16 protein-coding genes are annotated in these 15953 nt (G+C 58.8%); 8 read left to right on the forward strand and 8 right to left on the reverse strand.

From position 1 onward, the window contains the following. The first annotated feature begins 30 nt into the window (after positions 1 to 30). Positions 31 to 1065: an L-rhamnose/proton symporter RhaT gene (gene rhaT, locus LBF07_RS11040; RefSeq protein WP_039264206.1), complete on the forward strand. Its 1035-nt coding sequence runs from the start codon at positions 31 to 33 to the stop codon at positions 1063 to 1065. On the opposite strand, the gene rhaR is transcribed toward rhaT, so the two are convergent. Beyond that, entirely contained in the window at positions 1066 to 1914 is an 849-nt protein-coding gene (gene rhaR / locus LBF07_RS11045) for an HTH-type transcriptional activator RhaR (RefSeq protein WP_094935289.1), read from the reverse strand. Between the two features lie 73 nt (positions 1915 to 1987). Beyond that, a complete protein-coding gene (gene rhaS / locus LBF07_RS11050; protein ID WP_094935288.1) occupies positions 1988 to 2824 on the reverse strand; it encodes an HTH-type transcriptional activator RhaS in 837 nt (278 codons plus the stop codon). A gap of 301 nt (positions 2825 to 3125) precedes the next feature. On the opposite strand from rhaS, the gene rhaB reads away from it, so the two are divergent. From rhaB to rhaM, 5 genes are all read left to right on the forward strand, one after another. Next, the gene (rhaB, locus tag LBF07_RS11055; RefSeq protein ID WP_094935287.1) at positions 3126 to 4595 is read left to right on the forward strand and encodes a rhamnulokinase; all 1470 of its coding nucleotides are present in this window, start codon (positions 3126 to 3128) and stop codon (positions 4593 to 4595) included. Beyond that, positions 4592 to 5851, forward strand: a complete 1260-nt coding sequence (rhaA, locus tag LBF07_RS11060; protein WP_094935286.1) for an L-rhamnose isomerase — start codon at positions 4592 to 4594, stop codon at positions 5849 to 5851. Before rhaB ends, rhaA begins: the two co-directional genes overlap by 4 nt. Before the next feature lie 116 nt (positions 5852 to 5967). Beyond that, entirely contained in the window at positions 5968 to 6798 is an 831-nt protein-coding gene (gene rhaD / locus LBF07_RS11065) for a rhamnulose-1-phosphate aldolase (protein WP_058841949.1), read from the forward strand. 41 nt (positions 6799 to 6839) lie between these two features. Then, positions 6840 to 7988, forward strand: a complete 1149-nt coding sequence (gene fucO / locus LBF07_RS11070; protein WP_094935285.1) for a lactaldehyde reductase — start codon at positions 6840 to 6842, stop codon at positions 7986 to 7988. Continuing rightward, positions 7985 to 8299: an L-rhamnose mutarotase gene (gene rhaM, locus LBF07_RS11075; protein WP_045888508.1), complete on the forward strand. Its 315-nt coding sequence runs from the start codon at positions 7985 to 7987 to the stop codon at positions 8297 to 8299. The genes fucO and rhaM overlap by 4 nt, the downstream gene beginning before the upstream one ends. Here the strand turns inward: rhaM and LBF07_RS11080 are convergent. From LBF07_RS11080 to LBF07_RS11095, 4 genes are all read right to left on the reverse strand, one after another. Then, the gene (locus LBF07_RS11080; RefSeq protein WP_094935284.1) at positions 8287 to 9564 is read right to left on the reverse strand and encodes an MFS transporter; all 1278 of its coding nucleotides are present in this window, start codon (positions 9562 to 9564) and stop codon (positions 8287 to 8289) included. The genes rhaM and LBF07_RS11080 overlap by 13 nt on opposite strands. 44 nt (positions 9565 to 9608) lie before the next feature. Then, positions 9609 to 11732: an alpha-galactosidase gene (locus LBF07_RS11085; RefSeq protein ID WP_094935283.1), complete on the reverse strand. Its 2124-nt coding sequence runs from the start codon at positions 11730 to 11732 to the stop codon at positions 9609 to 9611. 103 nt (positions 11733 to 11835) lie between these two features. Beyond that, on the reverse strand, positions 11836 to 12831 hold the full coding sequence (locus tag LBF07_RS11090; protein ID WP_094935282.1) for a LacI family DNA-binding transcriptional regulator: 996 nt from the start codon (positions 12829 to 12831) through the stop codon (positions 11836 to 11838). Between the two features lie 17 nt (positions 12832 to 12848). Further along, the gene (locus LBF07_RS11095; protein WP_033146956.1) at positions 12849 to 13397 is read right to left on the reverse strand and encodes a helix-turn-helix domain-containing protein; all 549 of its coding nucleotides are present in this window, start codon (positions 13395 to 13397) and stop codon (positions 12849 to 12851) included. A gap of 103 nt (positions 13398 to 13500) precedes the next feature. On the opposite strand from LBF07_RS11095, the gene LBF07_RS11100 reads away from it, so the two are divergent. Both LBF07_RS11100 and LBF07_RS11105 read left to right on the forward strand, forming a co-directional pair. Beyond that, positions 13501 to 14160, forward strand: a complete 660-nt coding sequence (locus LBF07_RS11100; protein WP_094935281.1) for an AzlC family ABC transporter permease — start codon at positions 13501 to 13503, stop codon at positions 14158 to 14160. Further along, positions 14160 to 14483, forward strand: coding sequence for an AzlD domain-containing protein (locus LBF07_RS11105; RefSeq protein ID WP_033146957.1), 324 nt, complete (start codon positions 14160 to 14162; stop codon positions 14481 to 14483). The genes LBF07_RS11100 and LBF07_RS11105 overlap by 1 nt, the downstream gene beginning before the upstream one ends. A 39-nt stretch (positions 14484 to 14522) precedes the next feature. Here the strand turns inward: LBF07_RS11105 and LBF07_RS11110 are convergent, their stop codons facing one another. Both LBF07_RS11110 and fdhD read right to left on the reverse strand, forming a co-directional pair. Next, on the reverse strand, positions 14523 to 14735 hold the full coding sequence (locus LBF07_RS11110; RefSeq protein ID WP_094935280.1) for a DUF1471 domain-containing protein: 213 nt from the start codon (positions 14733 to 14735) through the stop codon (positions 14523 to 14525). A 114-nt stretch (positions 14736 to 14849) separates the two neighbouring features. After that, complete coding sequence (fdhD, locus tag LBF07_RS11115) at positions 14850 to 15686, reverse strand: formate dehydrogenase accessory sulfurtransferase FdhD (RefSeq protein ID WP_094935279.1); 837 nt, start codon at positions 15684 to 15686, stop codon at positions 14850 to 14852. Positions 15687 to 15953: the final 267 nt, after the last annotated feature.

Below are 15953 nucleotides of genomic sequence, written 5' to 3' on the forward strand. Positions count from 1 at the left end.
ACTGACGATAAAAACGATGAGGGTGTAAAAATGAATCATGCGATTACGATGGGTATCTTCTGGCATTTGATAGGCGCTGCCAGTGCAGCCTGTTTCTATGCTCCTTTTAAAAAAGTGAGAGGCTGGTCATGGGAAACCATGTGGTCCGTTGGCGGTATCGTGTCCTGGCTGATTTTGCCCTGGACCATTAGCGCCATGCTGCTGCCCGATTTCTGGGGCTACTTCTCCTCCTTCAGCGCCGCCACCCTGCTGCCGGTGTTCCTGTTCGGCGCGATGTGGGGCGTCGGCAACATCAACTATGGCCTCACCATGCGTTATCTCGGCATGTCGATGGGGATTGGTATCGCGATTGGCATCACGCTGATCGTCGGTACCCTGATGACGCCAATTCTCAACGGCAACTTCGACGTGCTTATTAATACTCAGGGTGGGCGGATGACGCTCCTGGGCGTGCTGGTGGCGGTCATTGGCGTAGGAATTGTGACGCGCGCGGGGCAGTTGAAAGAACGCAAGATGGGCATTAAAGCTGAAGATTTTAACCTGAAGAAAGGTCTGCTGCTGGCGGTGATGTGCGGCATTTTCTCGGCCGGCATGTCGTTCGCGATGAACGCCGCCAAACCGATGCACGAAGCGGCTGCCGCGCTGGGCGTCGACCCGCTGTACGTTGCGCTGCCAAGCTATGTCGTGATTATGGGTGGCGGTGCGATGGTTAACCTGGGCTTCTGCTTCATTCGTCTGGCAAAAGTAAAAAACCTGTCGGTAAAAACCGATTTCTCGCTGGCAACATCGCTCATCATCACCAACGTCCTGCTCTCCGCTCTCGGCGGCCTGATGTGGTATTTGCAGTTCTTCTTCTACGCCTGGGGCCACGCCAGCATTCCGGCGCAATACGACTATATAAGCTGGATGCTGCACATGAGTTTCTACGTACTTTGCGGCGGGCTGGTTGGGCTGGTGCTGAAAGAGTGGACGAACGCCGGACGTCGTCCGGTTGGCGTACTAAGCCTCGGCTGCGTGGTGATTATTATCGCTGCCAATATCGTCGGCCTCGGCATGGCAAACTGATTACACCCCCTTTCGACTGCGATGACGCCACTGTACCGGCGTCATCCCCACCTCGCGGTTAAACACCACTGAAAAGTAGTTACTGTCCTCAAAGCCGCAGCGCATCGCCACATCACTGACCATCCACTCCGTATGCTGGAGGAGATATTGTGCATGGCAGATGCGCAGCTGGCGCAGATAGTGGTTCACCGTCATCCCGGTCAGGGTGCGGAAATGCTGGCGCAACGCGCGCTCGCTGCACTGTTCCTGCTCGCAGAATTTCTCCAGTACAAAGTTTTTATTCAGGCTGCCCGCAAGCCGGGTGATGAGCTTATCCAGCAGCGCTTCCTGCGTTGTGGCGGAGGGGTTATCAGTGGCGTAACGATGGCGCTTCAACGTCATCACCAGCTGGGCGAAAAGCAACTCCGCCAGCTGGTTAGCAACGGGGTCGTTCTTCTGGCTCTCCTGCTCCAGTTGAGAAATAACCTGCCGTACCTGAGCCATGCCGCTACTGCTTAAGCGCCAGTGCGGAGAACACTTAGCATCAAGAAAGCCCGGAATGCTCGCGGCCCAGTCCACGTTAAGCTTGAGCCTGTCCGGACAGTAAATAACGTTTTGCAGCACCAGGTCGTTAACCGAGGCGTAGGAGTGTTTATCATCCGCGCGAATGTAGAACAGGTCTCCGCGCGTGATGCGGTAGGGACGGTCGTTGAGGATGTGCAGGCCGTTACCGCGCCAAACCAGCACCAGCTCGCAAAACTCGTGGGTATGTTCGGCAAAGACGTCCTGCGGGTAGCGATCGGCCACCGTGACGGCCTGACTCGCGGAGGCAAAAAAATCATCTTTGCGAAGAATTAACTGAGCAGCCACACCACGACCTCTACGCCGAATAACCTGACACTATTAGCTTTTTTGCGGAAATAAAACGGTGACTGCCCTCGCGTTACTGAAGCATCGCGTCTTTTCCCTGGCGAATATCGCGCGGAGACCAGTTAAATTCCCGGCGAAATAGCGTTGAAAAGTGATTGCTGTCGCCAAAACCGCAGCAATAGGCAATATCCGTGACGCTATCGTCGGTATGACGTAAAAGATGACGCGCTTTGATCAGGCGCAGACGGTTAAGGTAGCGTTGCGGCGTCAGTCCGGTGTGCTGTTTAAGCTGGCGATGCAGGGTCCGCAACGACAGGGAAAAATCATCCGCAAGGGTTTCCCAGCAGACATCCTCGGCAAAATGATCTTCCAGCCAGGCCATCAGATAGTTCAGGCGCGCGTTGTTATCTTCCAGCCCTTCCACCAGGCTGCTGCGGCGCAGCAGCACCAGAAGCTGCATAAACAGCAGTTCGCGCGTGGCAATGGCGTGCGTCTCCTGCCCGTCCTCGCTCTTCTCCATCTGGCTCACCAGCTGACGCACCTGCTGCAGGATGGACTGATTCACCCGCCAGTGCGACGGATAGTGTCCGTCTTGCTCCTGGGGCAACAGCTGGCTCAGCCCCGAAAGAAACTGGAACGCGTCCGGGGAACGGTAAAGCACATTCGTCAGACACAGGTTGTCGGTATGTTCATACAGGTGCCGGTCGTGGTCGCGCACGAAGCACACCGTACCGCCGCTGATGGTATAGGGCTGGCCATTGAAAACATGAATACCCGTCCCGCGCTCAACAATCACAATTTCGTGAAAATCATGATGATGCTCCGGGAACGCAGCCTGAGGAAGCCGTGGCTCAATCGCGACAGGCGAACCTCCTGAAGGAAAAAAATCCACGCAGTGCAGTACGGTCATAACGGCCCCCACCAATGAAAAATGTTCTCAAAATAGTAATTAAGGCCTCCCACACTCACCTTCAATTTTTGGCAGTAAACCTCGCAAAAGCTGTCCATTTTTCAAGAAACAGGGGGAAAGATCGGGAAATGCGCTCAGCGTCACACTGCCTGAGCATCCCGTCACTGCTGGAAACTGTGAACGCCCTCACATTCACCTTTGCTTTCTTGCCAGCGCGAGATTTGGCCTGTCAGTGGTGAGAAGGTGACTTTTTCTTCCCTTTTTTACACTCACCGCTAATGACTTAAGAAAGGACCCGACCATGACTTTTCGCCATTGTGTGGCTGTCGATTTAGGCGCATCCAGCGGCCGCGTAATGCTCGCGAGCTGGGACCGTGAGCAGCACGCGCTTTCGCTTCGCGAAATGCACCGTTTCGCCAACTGCCTGCAAAAGCAGGACGGTTTTGATACCTGGGATATCGATGCCCTGGAGGCGGAGATCCGTACCGGACTGAACAACGTCTGCAACGACGGCATTCGCATCGACAGCATCGGCATTGATACCTGGGGCGTGGACTACGTGCTGCTTGATAGCCATGGCGAGCGCGTCGGCTTGCCGGTGTCTTATCGCGACAGCCGCACCGACGGCCTGATGGCGCACGCTATCGCCCAGCTTGGCAAGGACAACATCTACGGGCGCAGCGGCATCCAGTTTCTGCCGTTTAACACGCTCTATCAGCTGCGTGCCCTGGTCGAGCAACAGCCGGAGCTGGTCGCGGACGTGGCTCATGCGCTGCTGATCCCGGACTACCTGAGCTATCGCCTGACCGGCAACATGAACTGGGAATATACCAACGCCACCACCACGCAGCTGGTCAACATCAACTCGGATAGCTGGGACGAACATCTGCTGGCCTGGACGGGGGCATCGCCTTCCTGGTTCGGCACACCCACCCACCCGGGTAACGTGATCGGTCACTGGATTTGCCCCCAGGGGAACGCAATCCCTGTCGTTGCCGTCGCCAGCCACGATACCGCCAGCGCGGTAATAGCGTCCCCACTTGCAAGCAAAGACGCGGCTTACCTCTCGTCCGGCACCTGGTCGCTGATGGGCTTTGAGAGCAAAACCCCGTACGCCAGCGATGCCGCGATGGCGGCAAACATTACCAACGAAGGCGGTGCCGAAGGGCGCTACCGCGTACTGAAAAACATCATGGGGCTGTGGCTGCTCCAGCGGGTGCTGAAAGAGCAGAACATTACCGACCTGCCCGCGCTTATCGCCGAAACCGAGAAGCTGAAGGCCTGTACGTTCCTGATCAACCCGAACGATGACCGCTTTATCAACCCGGTGCACATGAGCGCCGAAATTCAGGCCGCCTGCGTCGAGGGCGGGCAGCCGGTGCCGTCGAGCCCTTCCGAACTGGCGCGCTGCATTTTTGACAGCCTCGCCCTGCTGTATGCCGACATTCTCAGCGAGCTGGCGAGCCTTCGCGGAAAACCGTTCAGCCAGCTGCATATCGTGGGCGGCGGCTGCCAGAACCAGCTGCTGAACCAGCTCTGCGCCGATGCCTGCGGCATCACCGTGGTGGCGGGTCCCGTGGAGGCCTCCACGCTCGGGAATATCGGCATTCAGCTGATGACCCTGGACGAACTTTCCAGCGTTGACGACTTCCGTTCGGTGGTGGCGGCTAACGCCAGCCTGACCACCTTCACCCCCAATCCCTGCCGTGAAATTGCTCGCTTTCGGGCGCAGTTTCAGCAAAACCGACTGACTAAGGAGCTTTGCGCATGACAACTCAATTAGAACAAGCCTGGGGCCTGGCTAAACAGCGTTTCGCCGCCGTCGGCGTGGATGTCGAAGAGGCGCTGCGCCAGCTCGACCGTCTGCCCGTATCCATGCACTGCTGGCAGGGCGATGACGTCGCCGGTTTCGAGAACCCGGGCGGTTCCCTGACGGGCGGTATTCAGGCCACGGGTAACTACCCCGGCAAAGCGCGTAACGCGACCGAACTGCGCGCCGACCTGGAGCTGGCGCTGAGCCTGATCCCGGGGCCAAAACGCCTGAACCTGCATGCGATTTATCTCGAATCCGACGAGCCGGTGGCGCGCAACGAAATCAAACCGGAACACTTTAAGAACTGGGTGGAGTGGGCCAAAGCCAACCGGCTGGGCCTGGACTTTAATCCGTCCTGCTTCTCACATCCGCTGAGCGCGGACGGTTTTACCCTCGCCCACGCGGACGACGACATCCGCCAGTTCTGGATCGACCACGTGAAGGCCAGCCGCCGCGTTTCGGCCTATTTCGGCGAACAGCTCGGCACGCCGTCGGTGATGAACATCTGGATCCCGGACGGCATGAAGGATATCACCGTCGACCGTCTGGCCCCGCGCCAGCGCCTGCTGGCCGCGCTGGATGAGGCCATCAGCGAGAAGCTGGACCCGGCGCACCACATCGACGCCGTAGAGAGCAAGCTGTTCGGCATTGGCGCCGAGAGCTACACCGTAGGCTCAAACGAGTTCTATATGGGTTACGCCACCAGCCGCCAGACCGCGCTGTGTCTGGATGCCGGCCACTTCCACCCAACCGAGGTGATCTCCGACAAAATCTCCGCCGCCATGCTCTACGTGCCGCGCCTGCTGCTGCACGTCAGCCGTCCGGTGCGCTGGGACAGCGACCACGTGGTGCTGCTGGATGACGAAACCCAGGCGATTGCCAGCGAAATCATCCGTCACGACCTCTTTGAGCGCGTACACATCGGCCTCGACTTCTTCGATGCCTCCATCAACCGCATCGCAGCGTGGGTTATCGGCACCCGCAACATGAAGAAAGCCCTGCTGCGCGCGCTGCTGGAGCCTGTCGCCGCGCTGAAACAGCTGGAGGCTAACGGCGACTACACCGCGCGTCTGGCGCTGCTGGAAGAGCAGAAATCCCTGCCGTGGCAGGCGGTGTGGGAGATGTACTGTCAGCGTAACGACGCCCCGGCGGGCAGCCAGTGGCTGGACAACGTGCGGGCATACGAGAAAGACGTGTTGAGTCAGCGCGGGTAATTTTGCCCTCACCCTAACCCTCTCCCACAGGGAGAGGGAACTTTTACCCCCTCTCCCTGTGGGAGAGGGCCGGGGTGAGGGTTCAACCTCACCGCGATAACTGGAAAATGAAGACTATGCAGACCATCACCACTTCCTGGTTCGTCCAGGGCATGATCAAAGCCACCTCCGACGCCTGGCTGAAAGGCTGGGACGAGCGCAACGGCGGCAACCTGACGCTGCGCCTGGACGACGCGGATATTGAACCGTTCGCGGCCGATTTCCACCAGAAGCCGCGCTATATCGCGCTGAGCCAGCCGATGCCGCTGCTCGCCAACACGCCGTTTATCGTCACCGGTTCCGGCAAGTTCTTCCGTAACGTCCAGCTCGACCCGGAGGCCAACCTCGGCGTGGTGAAAGTGGACAGCGACGGCGCGGGCTACCACATTCTGTGGGGTCTGACCGACGAGGCGGTGCCCACCTCCGAACTGCCGGCGCACTTCCTCTCCCACTGCGAGCGCATCAGGGCGACGAACGGCAAAGACCGCGTGATCATGCACTGCCACGCCACCAACCTGATCGCCCTGACCTACGTGCTGGAAAACAGCGCCGACTTCATCACCCGCAAGCTGTGGGAAGGCAGTACCGAGTGTCTGGTGGTGTTCCCGGACGGCGTGGGCATTCTGCCGTGGATGGTGCCGGGTACCGACGAAATCGGCCAGGCAACCGCCGTGGATATGCAGAAGCATTCTCTGGTGCTGTGGCCGTTCCACGGCGTGTTCGGCAGCGGCCCAACGCTGGATGAAACCTTTGGCCTGATCGACACCGCCGAGAAATCAGCGGAAGTGCTGGTGAAGGTGTACTCCATGGGCGGCATGAAGCAGACCATTTCCCGGGAAGAACTCATCGCCCTCGGCAAGCGCTTTGGCGTGAGCCCGCTGCAATCCGCGCTGGATTTGTACGCATAACGCCTTCGCAGGACAAACGTTGATCGTTAAGGAGAATTATCATGAGCTTTATGTTGGCACTTCCAAAAATCAGCCTTCACGGCGCGGGCGCAATCGGCGATATGGTCAACCTGGTTGCGAACAAGCAGTGGGGCAAAGCGCTGATTGTCACCGACGGCCAGCTGGTAAAGCTGGGCCTGCTCGGCAGCCTGTTTACCGCTCTGGACGCCCATCAGATGTCGTATCACCTGTTCGATGAGGTGTTCCCGAATCCGACGGAAGCGCTTGTGCAAAAAGGAATTTCGGCTTACCGGGACGCGGAGTGTGATTACGTGATTGCCTTTGGCGGCGGCAGCCCGATTGATACCGCCAAGGCGATTAAAATCCTCACCGCCAACCCCGGTCCGTCAACCGATTACTCCGGCGTCGGCAAGGTGAAAAATGCGGGCGTGCCGCTGGTGGCGATCAACACCACCGCAGGCACGGCGGCGGAGATGACCAGCAATGCGGTGATCGTCGACTCCGCGCGTCAGGTGAAAGAGGTGATTATCGACCCGAACATCATCCCGGACATCGCCGTGGACGATGCCAGCGTGATGCTCGATATTCCCGCCTCCGTGACCGCCGCAACCGGTATGGATGCCCTGACCCATGCCATTGAAGCCTACGTATCCGTTGGCGCGCACCCGCTCACCGACGCCAACGCGCTGGAAGCCATTCGCCTGATCAACCTGTGGCTGCCGGAAGCGGTCGAAGACGGTCATAACCTTAAGGCGCGCGAGCAGATGGCATTTGGTCAGTATCTGGCGGGCATGGCGTTTAACAGTGCGGGTCTCGGCCTTGTGCATGCCCTGGCGCACCAGCCGGGCGCGACGCACAACCTGCCGCACGGCGTATGCAACGCCATCCTGCTGCCGATCGTCGAAAGCTTTAACCGCCCGAACGCGGTCGCGCGTTTTGCCCGCGTGGCGCAGGCGATGGGCGTCGATACCCGCGGCATGAGCGATGAAGCCGCCAGCATGTCCGCCATTCAGGCGATTCGCAACCTGAGCGCTCGCGTCGGCATCCCTGCGGGCTTTAGCCAGCTCGGCGTGACCAAAGCCGATATTGAAGGCTGGCTGGATAAAGCGCTCGCCGATCCGTGTGCGCCATGCAATCCGCGCGCCGCCAGCCGTGATGAGGTCCGCGAGCTGTACCTGGAGGCACTATGATCCGCAAAGCCTTTGTGATGCAGGTCAACCCGGACGCGCACGAGGAGTACGCGCGCCGCCACAATCCAATTTGGCCGGAGCTGGAAAAGGTGTTGAAAGACCACGGCGCACACCACTACGCCATTTATCTCGATAGGGCCCGCAGCCTGCTGTTTGCGACCGTAGAGATTGAATCGGAGGAGCGCTGGAGCGCGGTAGCGAATACCGACGTCTGCCAGCGCTGGTGGAAACATATGGGCGACGTCATGCCGTCGAACCCGGATAACAGCCCGGTGAGTACCGAGCTGAAAGAGGTCTTTTACCTGGACTGATGTGTTAACGCTGCTGCCCCCGCGGCGGCGGCGATCTCCTGCCTGCTGCTCAGCGTAAACGCCGACACCACCGTAATCGCCAGCACGAAACAGCCCAGCATCAGATACGTCTCCTGGAAGCCGATCCGGTCATACATATTCCCGGCAAAAGCGGAGAGGAAAATGGCCGCCGACTGCTTGGCGAACTGGAAGCCGATCAGATAGATAGTCGCTGACAGTCGGGTATCAAACACCCCGGTGATGTACTTAAATGCGCCCACCAGCAGGAACGGGACTTCCAGCGCGTGCAGCATCTTGAGGGCAATCACCTCCACGGCGGTGGTGGCGAACGAGGAGCCGATAATGCGCGTCGCCATAATCACCCCAGCGATCAGCAGCGTGTTCTTCGCGCCGATGCGGTTAATGATCCACGGCGAACAGAACATAATGATGGCGTTACAGATTTCCCCCGCAGTCGTTGCGAAACCAAAGGCGCGGGTTCCTTCCTGCGGCGTGGCGAAGAAGGTTTTAAAGAAGGTGGCAAACTGCTGGTCGAAAACGTCATACACGCAGGCCACGCCAATTACGTAGAGGATAAACATCCACATTCTGCGCTGGCGGAACAGGTTGAACACGGTTTTGGCGGTGATTTGCGGCTGGTTCGCGCCCAGGGCATCCATGACCTGCGCCGTCTGGTTGGGCTTTGGCTTCGCCACCACCAGCAGCAGCATCAGCAGCAATGCCGCTCCCGATCCCATCCAGAAAACGTACGACGGATCGATGCCGAACAGGATGCCGCCCGTTGAGGCGCACAAGCCCCAGCCGAGGCAGCCAAACATCCGCGCCTTGCCGTACTCAAAGAAGCTGTTGCGGCTCACGCGCTCAATGTAGGCCTCAATCGCCCCCGATCCGGCCGAAAATACAAAACCGATATACAGCCCGCCGCTCAGCGCGCCCAGCCAGATATTGACTTTCAGCAGCGGCGCGAAGACGTACAGGAAGAACGGCGCGAACAGAAACAGCAGCACCGCGATGATCCACAGAAGGTGTTTTTTCAGCCCCAGCTTGTCCGAAATTACGCCCAGCACTGGCTGGAAGGCGATAGCCGACAGCGAGATGCAGGAGAAGACAATCCCGGTGTGGGTTTTATTCAGGCCGATGATGTCCGACAGCCAAATCGGCAGGAACGGAAAGCAGGTGGCCATGATGAAGAAGTAGAGAAAGAAGAACAGCCCAAAAATCCAGAAGTTAGGGTTGTCTTTGTGGGTACAGGTTGTTGTGTTCATTATTTTTATCCTCAACGGAGGGCCGGCTGCCCGGCCCGTCACCCTTACACGCGTTCGACGCCAATCAGAATGGCGGTTTCCGGATCCAGAATCGGCAGCGCAATGCCCGCCTGCATCAGCCACTCGCCGCTCACCGTTTGCGGCGTTTCCATCCACGCCGGCAGCTTGCGCATGGTGTGCCCTCCCTCACCCGTAATCTGAATATTCGGGTGATCGAGCAGCGTGACGCGGTACCGCGCGCTGGCCTCCAGCCCCGCCATGCGCAGCGGCATCATCAGGCTGTAGTCCGGCATCGCGAGCTGGCTGACCATAAACAGCCCCTGAGCCTTATCTTCGCTAACAATACCCTGCGCCAGCGTGGTGGCGTCCGGCATATCAATTCGCCAGTGGGTGCCGCGATGAATGACCTCCCGCCACTGCTTGTGCAGCGCGGCGTAATGGCGATAGCCTTCGCGCTCCTGTGCGTCCACGGTGAGCGGATCCAGCTCCAGCCCCATATGGCCAAACAGGGCCGTCAGCCCCCGGAAGGCGATGCCGTGCTGGCGGAAGGTGGCGTGGCATTGATGATGACCGATATGCGCGCCCATCACCTCCGGCGGGAAGAAGTAGCTCATGCCGCGCTGGATGGTGCTGCGCTCCAGCGCGTCGTTGTTGTCGGACGCCCAGAAGCGGTGGCTGCGGGTCAGTACCTCATAATCAATGCGACCGCCGCCGGAGGAGCAGGATTCAAACTCAATATGCGGGAAGCGCTCGCCCAGCACGTCCAGCAGGCGGTAAAACTGACGGGTCTGAGCGTCGGCGGCGGCTTTACCGTTGTGTCCAGGCTGCACCAGCTCGCGGTTCATGTCCCACTTCACGTAGTCGACCGCATGCTCGCCCAGCAGCCAGCTCATGCGCTCCACCAGGTAATCAAAGGCCTCCGGGATGCTGAGATTGAGCACCAGCTGGTGTCGTCCGGTCGCCCGGGGATAGCCCGGCAGCGCCAGTACCCAGTCAGGATGCGCGCGGTACAAATCTGAATCCGGGTTGATCATCTCCGGCTCAACCCAGATGCCAAACTCCATGCCGAGCCGTTTGACGTGGTCGATCACCGGCGTCAGGCCGTTCGGGTATTTTTTCTCGTCCAGATACCAGTCGCCCAGCGCGGCATGGTCGTCGTTACGGCCTTTGAACCAGCCGTCATCAATGATGAAGCGCTCCACGCCCAGCGCGGCAGCCTCGTCGGCCATGCGCTTAATATAGTCCGGATCGTGGTTGAAGTAGATCCCTTCCCAGGTATTGAGGTGCACCGGGCGCGGTTTGTTTTCCGGGAAGCGGATGACGTTGTTGCGCAGGTAGCGATGAAACGGCTGGCTCATGCCGTTCAGGCCCTGCGTGGAGTAGCTGGCGTACAGGCGCGGCGTCCAGAGCGTATCGCCCTCCTCAACCGCCATTTCACCCGGCAGGTAGAGCGCTTCGGCCTGAAGATAGCGACGACCGTCGGTTTTCGCTTCCGCGCGCAGGCGGTGATTACCGCTCCAGCCCAGATGCACGCCCCAGACGTCGCCCTGCATTTCGCTGAACGACGGCGTACCGGCAATCAGCGCCGGGAAGTGCTCGTGGGAGGTTTTACCCCGACGGTTTTCAATCACGAAGCTGTCGTGTTCAAGCTTAACGCGGTGCGGCTGAAACTCCCTGATCCAGCGTCCGTGGAAGGCCATCACCTCCTGCGCGCGCTCGGCCACCGGCAGCGTGACGGCGAAACGGTCAACCTGCCAGGGGATCGCTTTCAGGTTCGTTAAACCGTGACGAACCACCAGCACGCCGCTGGCATCCAGCACCAGCTCGCTGGTCAGGCGCAAGCCCGCATGCTCATCTTCGGCGGTAATCGTCAGGGTGTTTACGTCCTGCTGCACCTGCGTGGTTTTGAACACCGGGGAACCGTCCAGCCCCTGGCGATGACCCTCAATGCCAGGCGAACCAAACAGACCATGCCCCAGCTCGGCCATCAGCGTGACCGGGGAGTCGACGTCAAGCCTGCCGTTGGCAACAGGACGCGCGAGCGTAGCAACATCCTGCGGCGAAAAGTGCTGAAGGTGAGGCCCCCAGTAGAGAATTTCGGCGAACGGATGGGTTTTGATCACCACGTCTACCGTCGTGGTTTCGAGTCGTAAAACGGGATCTTGCATCAGACATCTCCAGTCATCGGGATGATCTGAGTGTTGATCCGAAACGTTTCGGATACAAACCAAAACGTTTCGGTTCTGTGATCGGGTTTGGAATTTTAGTGGTTTAGGCCGTCTGGCCCGGAGAGAATTCAGGCTGCCAGAGCACCTGAAGCTGTTCAATATCGTCGCCGCTAATCAGCTGGCGCACCATATCGGCAATCTGTTTCCCGACGCCCTGGCGGGTGGACTGGATCACCGACGCCACCTCAACATCAACGATGCTGTCCTGCGGCAGGCCGTCATAGACCACCAGCGAGACGGCGTTGTCGCCGGATAAACGCCCCAGCTGCGCCAGCGCCATCGCCGCGCCGTCGCCGTGGGTGTTGCAGTCGGTGATGATGGCCGTTGGCGGCTGCGGCAGGGCAAGCAGTTCTTTCGTGGTGGCATACCCGACGCGGCGCGAAGGCGGCATGGCGCGCAGCCATTCGCTGGAAAGCCCGGCTTCCCGCAGGGCGTCGAGATAACCCTGACGGCGCTGGGTGATAAACGCCTGATTGTTGCTTTCGCCAAGTAGCGCGATACGCTGATGGCCTTTCTCGATCAGCCAGCGGGTAGCCTGATGCGTACCGGCGTAGTTGTCGAAGTCAAACCACGCGTACGGCTGCGGAAGGTGGCTGCGCCCGAGCGCCAGGAAAGGAAAACCGGCGGCCTGCAGCTGCTCAAGACGGGGATCGTGATCCAGCGTGTGCGCCACGATCAGCGCGTCGACGCGGCGGCTTTGCACCATGCGCATATAGCTGTGCTTATCCGTCAGATCGTCGTCGGCGATGAGCAACAGGTCGATCTCATGTCGCGCCAGTTCGTGGCTAATTTCGCCGACCATGTCCATAAATACGCTGTTATTGAGCGGAACAGGATGTACGGGAAACACCAGCCCGACGGCGTCAATTTTGCCCATCTTCAGGCGGCGGGCGAAGGTGTTCGGTCGGTAACCACGGCGCTGGGCCTCTGCTTCCACGCGTGCGCGCGTCTCGGCGGAGACGTCGTCATATCCGTTGAGGGCGCGGCTGACGGTGGTGACTGACAGCCCCAGTTCTTTGGCAATGGATTTAAGCGACATGAGTTTCCGTATCTCTGTTAGTTTTGTTCCGCCACCAGCAGCGCGTGCGTATCCGGCTCCAGCGCCTTAAAGATATGCGGCAGATCGGCGGGATAACAGATGTAATCTCCCGGGCCGAGCTCTTCCGCCGCGTCGATCAGGCCGACTAACGCGCGCCCCTGCGTCACAATAATATGTTCAACGGACCCCGGCGGATGCGGCTGGGAAATGCGGTCTGCGCCCGGCTGGGTAAGCAGGAGGTATACGTCGCGTCGCGCGCCCGGCGGACATGCTGCCAGCAGTATCGCCTCGTAGTTGGCCTGTCCGGCAACGACCTTCGTACCTTCACCACGACGGATCACCTGAGTGGTAGGCTGCTGTGGTTCAAGCAGGCGGGCAAAAGGAATATCCAGCGCCACGCAAAGCGACCACAGCGTTTCGAGGCTCGGGTTACCGTTGCCTGATTCAAGCTGAGAAAGCGTGGATTTTGCGATCCCGGCACGGCGAGCGATTTCCGCCAGTGAAAGCCCGGTTCGCAGGCGTTCTCGCACCAGGCTTTTTGCGATTACGCTGATTGGCTGCGTCATAAAACGGCCTCTTTGTTCTTTAAATCGAACGAATCGTTCATCTTGAAAAACACTTCTGTTGCGTTCATTATAATGGATACCCGTTCGATATGGCTAAAAATGTATGAAGCATCATCTCTCTTGCCTGAAAGGCGACACCATAAAAGCAATCATCCTGGTCTGCCTCGCGGTCGGCGTGGTCGGGATGTCATACGGCTCCCTGGCGATGGCCTACGGTTTCCCGATCTGGGTACCGTTTGTACTCTCCATCACCGTACTCGCGGGCGCGTCAGAGTTTATGTTTATTGGCATCGTGGCAAGCGGCGGTAACCCGCTGGCGGCCGCAGCCGCGGGGTTGCTGGTCAACGCGCGGCACGTGCCGTTTGGCGTGACGGTGCGTGAACTGGTCGGCAAACGTGGCCTGAGCCTGTTGGGCTGCCACATCATGAACGACGAAAGCGTGGTGTTTGGCCTGTCGCAAAAAACGCCCGAACAGCGCAAAGCGGCGTACTGGCTATGTGGTTTAGGCGTGGCGATTGTCTGGCCGCTGGGGGCCCTGCTGGGCGCTATGGTCGGCAAGCTGCTGCCGGATCCGGAAACCATTGGGCTGGATGCGGTATTCCCTGCCATATTGCTGGCGCTAGTGGTTCCCGCGTTTAAAAACCGTACCACGCTGATCCGCGCCTGCAGCGGCGCCGCGCTGTCACTGGCCGCTGTGCCGTTTGCCCCGGTGGGATTACCGGTGCTGCTCTCCTTACTGGGTCTCGCTGTGAGGAAAAAATAATGGGAAATATGACGTTTTTTATTCTCGGTATCGCCATTTTGTCTGCGGGAACGTATCTGATGCGTCTTGGCGGGGCGAAACTGGGCAGCAGGCTGGCATTGTCAGAGCGTTCACAGGCGCTGCTGTCAGATGCGGCAACGGTATTGCTGTTTTCCGTGGCGCTGGCGACCACGTTTTATGAAGGTGACCACTTTGCCGGAATGGCGCGCGTGCTGGGCGTGGCGTTTGCGGTATTTCTGGCCTGGCGGAAAATGCCGTTAATTGTGGTGATCGTGGCGGCGGCAGTGGTAACCGCGCTGCTGCGCGTGGCGGGCATAAACTAAAAAAGCGCCCCGGGGGCGCTCTTTCGACGGTGTGACAGCTTATTTAGTCAGTTCAGCAGTCATGTGTACGCGGTTACCTGAGAACGCCTGGGTAATTTTGTAAGATGATGCGCCAGCATCCTGAGCCTGAGCCGCGATTTTAGCTTCTGCGCCATCAATGGTAGAGGCGGTTGCGGTCACGGTCTGTGCAGCGAAAGAACCGAAAGAAGTAGCCAGAGCGATTACAACGACAAAAGTTTTGATGCTTTTCATGATATAAACCCTTTCATTAAGTTGTTTAGATAAGGCACCGTGCCTTGATGAGATAAATACTAGACCTCATCTCGAACAACTAAAAGCGGAAGGATTTGCTATTATCATTCAAAATTATTGATTAACTATTAATCGCTGCGGATGGGTATAAACGGTCGCCCTTCCCGGCTTGCAGAAGCCCACCAGCGTCAGGTTGCAGCGCTCCGCCACCTCCACCGCCAGCGTGGTCGCCGCCGACACCGCGAAGAGAATTTCCACACCGCACATCGCCGATTTTTGCACCATCTCATAGCTGGCGCGGCTGGAAACGAGTGCCGCCCCCTGCCTCCAGACATCACTTTCACGCGCACGGCGACCGAGCAGCTTGTCCAGCGCCACGTGGCGGCCCACGTCCTCGTGGCCCCCGGCAATATCGCCCGACGGCAACACCCATGCCGCCGCGTGCGTGCAGCCGCTCAGCTGGCCGATGGGCTGGACATCGTTCAGGTGCTCGAGCGCATGGTCGAGGTGAGCCAGATTATAGGTCTGAGTAAACGGCAGTGGCGCAACGGGTTTGCCAATATCATTCAGCTGCTCAACGCCACACACGCCGCAGCCGGTACGCCCGGCCAGCGCGCGGCGGCGCTCTTTCAGCCCCATAAAGCGGCGGCTGGAGAGTTCGATTTGCACTTCAAGGCCGTTGCAAGCCTGCACCACGTCCATGCCGTAGATCTCCTGCGGATGGTCAATGATGCCTTCCGAGAGGGAAAAACCGATGGCGAACAGCTCGAGATCTTTCGGCGAAGCCATCATCACCACATGGGAGATACCGTTGTAAACGAGCGCAACGGGCACCTCTTCCGCCAGAAAATCCGGCGTGGCATGGGTAATGTGGGGCGGTCTGTGTACCGACAGTTCCACAATGCCCGCAGGCAGGGGTGACGAGTGGGGAGCACGGTTTTGTTTAGACACAGCGGTATTCCTGAACAACCACGGAGGTGAGCCTGCTATTGCATCACAAACAACAGGGCTTACGCATAGTATGGATCAACTTTTCAGCATCAAGTTTACCTACTCACTTGTGAGAGGTACAACAAAACGCATGCTACACCCCTTTAACATGCGGGGTTAATAATGTGATTAATATCACATTTTATAGTCAACAGGGTGATAATACGTTCACTTTGTATTAACGCCATTAGAACAGCTGTACCGACATTGTGGTATTCTGATGATATC

The organism is Enterobacter cloacae complex sp. ECL352 (assembly GCF_020149545.1).
Classification (GTDB): Bacteria; Pseudomonadota; Gammaproteobacteria; order Enterobacterales; family Enterobacteriaceae; genus Enterobacter; species Enterobacter asburiae_B.

Excerpts from the sequence above, each read along its gene's own strand:
- rhaT (WP_039264206.1), top strand. The coding sequence starts at position 31 with ATGAATCATGCGATTACGATGGGTATCTTCTGGCATTTGATAGGCGCT.
- rhaS (WP_094935288.1), bottom strand. The coding sequence starts at position 2,824 with ATGACCGTACTGCACTGCGTGGATTTTTTTCCTTCAGGAGGTTCGCCT.
- rhaB (WP_094935287.1), top strand. The coding sequence starts at position 3,126 with ATGACTTTTCGCCATTGTGTGGCTGTCGATTTAGGCGCATCCAGCGGC.
- rhaA (WP_094935286.1), top strand. The coding sequence starts at position 4,592 with ATGACAACTCAATTAGAACAAGCCTGGGGCCTGGCTAAACAGCGTTTC.
- rhaD (WP_058841949.1), top strand. The coding sequence starts at position 5,968 with ATGCAGACCATCACCACTTCCTGGTTCGTCCAGGGCATGATCAAAGCC.
- fucO (WP_094935285.1), top strand. The coding sequence starts at position 6,840 with ATGAGCTTTATGTTGGCACTTCCAAAAATCAGCCTTCACGGCGCGGGC.
- rhaM (WP_045888508.1), top strand. The coding sequence starts at position 7,985 with ATGATCCGCAAAGCCTTTGTGATGCAGGTCAACCCGGACGCGCACGAG.
- LBF07_RS11080 (WP_094935284.1), bottom strand. The coding sequence starts at position 9,564 with ATGAACACAACAACCTGTACCCACAAAGACAACCCTAACTTCTGGATT.
- LBF07_RS11085 (WP_094935283.1), bottom strand. The coding sequence starts at position 11,732 with ATGCAAGATCCCGTTTTACGACTCGAAACCACGACGGTAGACGTGGTG.
- LBF07_RS11090 (WP_094935282.1), bottom strand. The coding sequence starts at position 12,831 with ATGTCGCTTAAATCCATTGCCAAAGAACTGGGGCTGTCAGTCACCACC.
- LBF07_RS11095 (WP_033146956.1), bottom strand. The coding sequence starts at position 13,397 with ATGACGCAGCCAATCAGCGTAATCGCAAAAAGCCTGGTGCGAGAACGC.
- LBF07_RS11100 (WP_094935281.1), top strand. The coding sequence starts at position 13,501 with ATGAAGCATCATCTCTCTTGCCTGAAAGGCGACACCATAAAAGCAATC.
- LBF07_RS11105 (WP_033146957.1), top strand. The coding sequence starts at position 14,160 with ATGGGAAATATGACGTTTTTTATTCTCGGTATCGCCATTTTGTCTGCG.
- LBF07_RS11110 (WP_094935280.1), bottom strand. The coding sequence starts at position 14,735 with ATGAAAAGCATCAAAACTTTTGTCGTTGTAATCGCTCTGGCTACTTCT.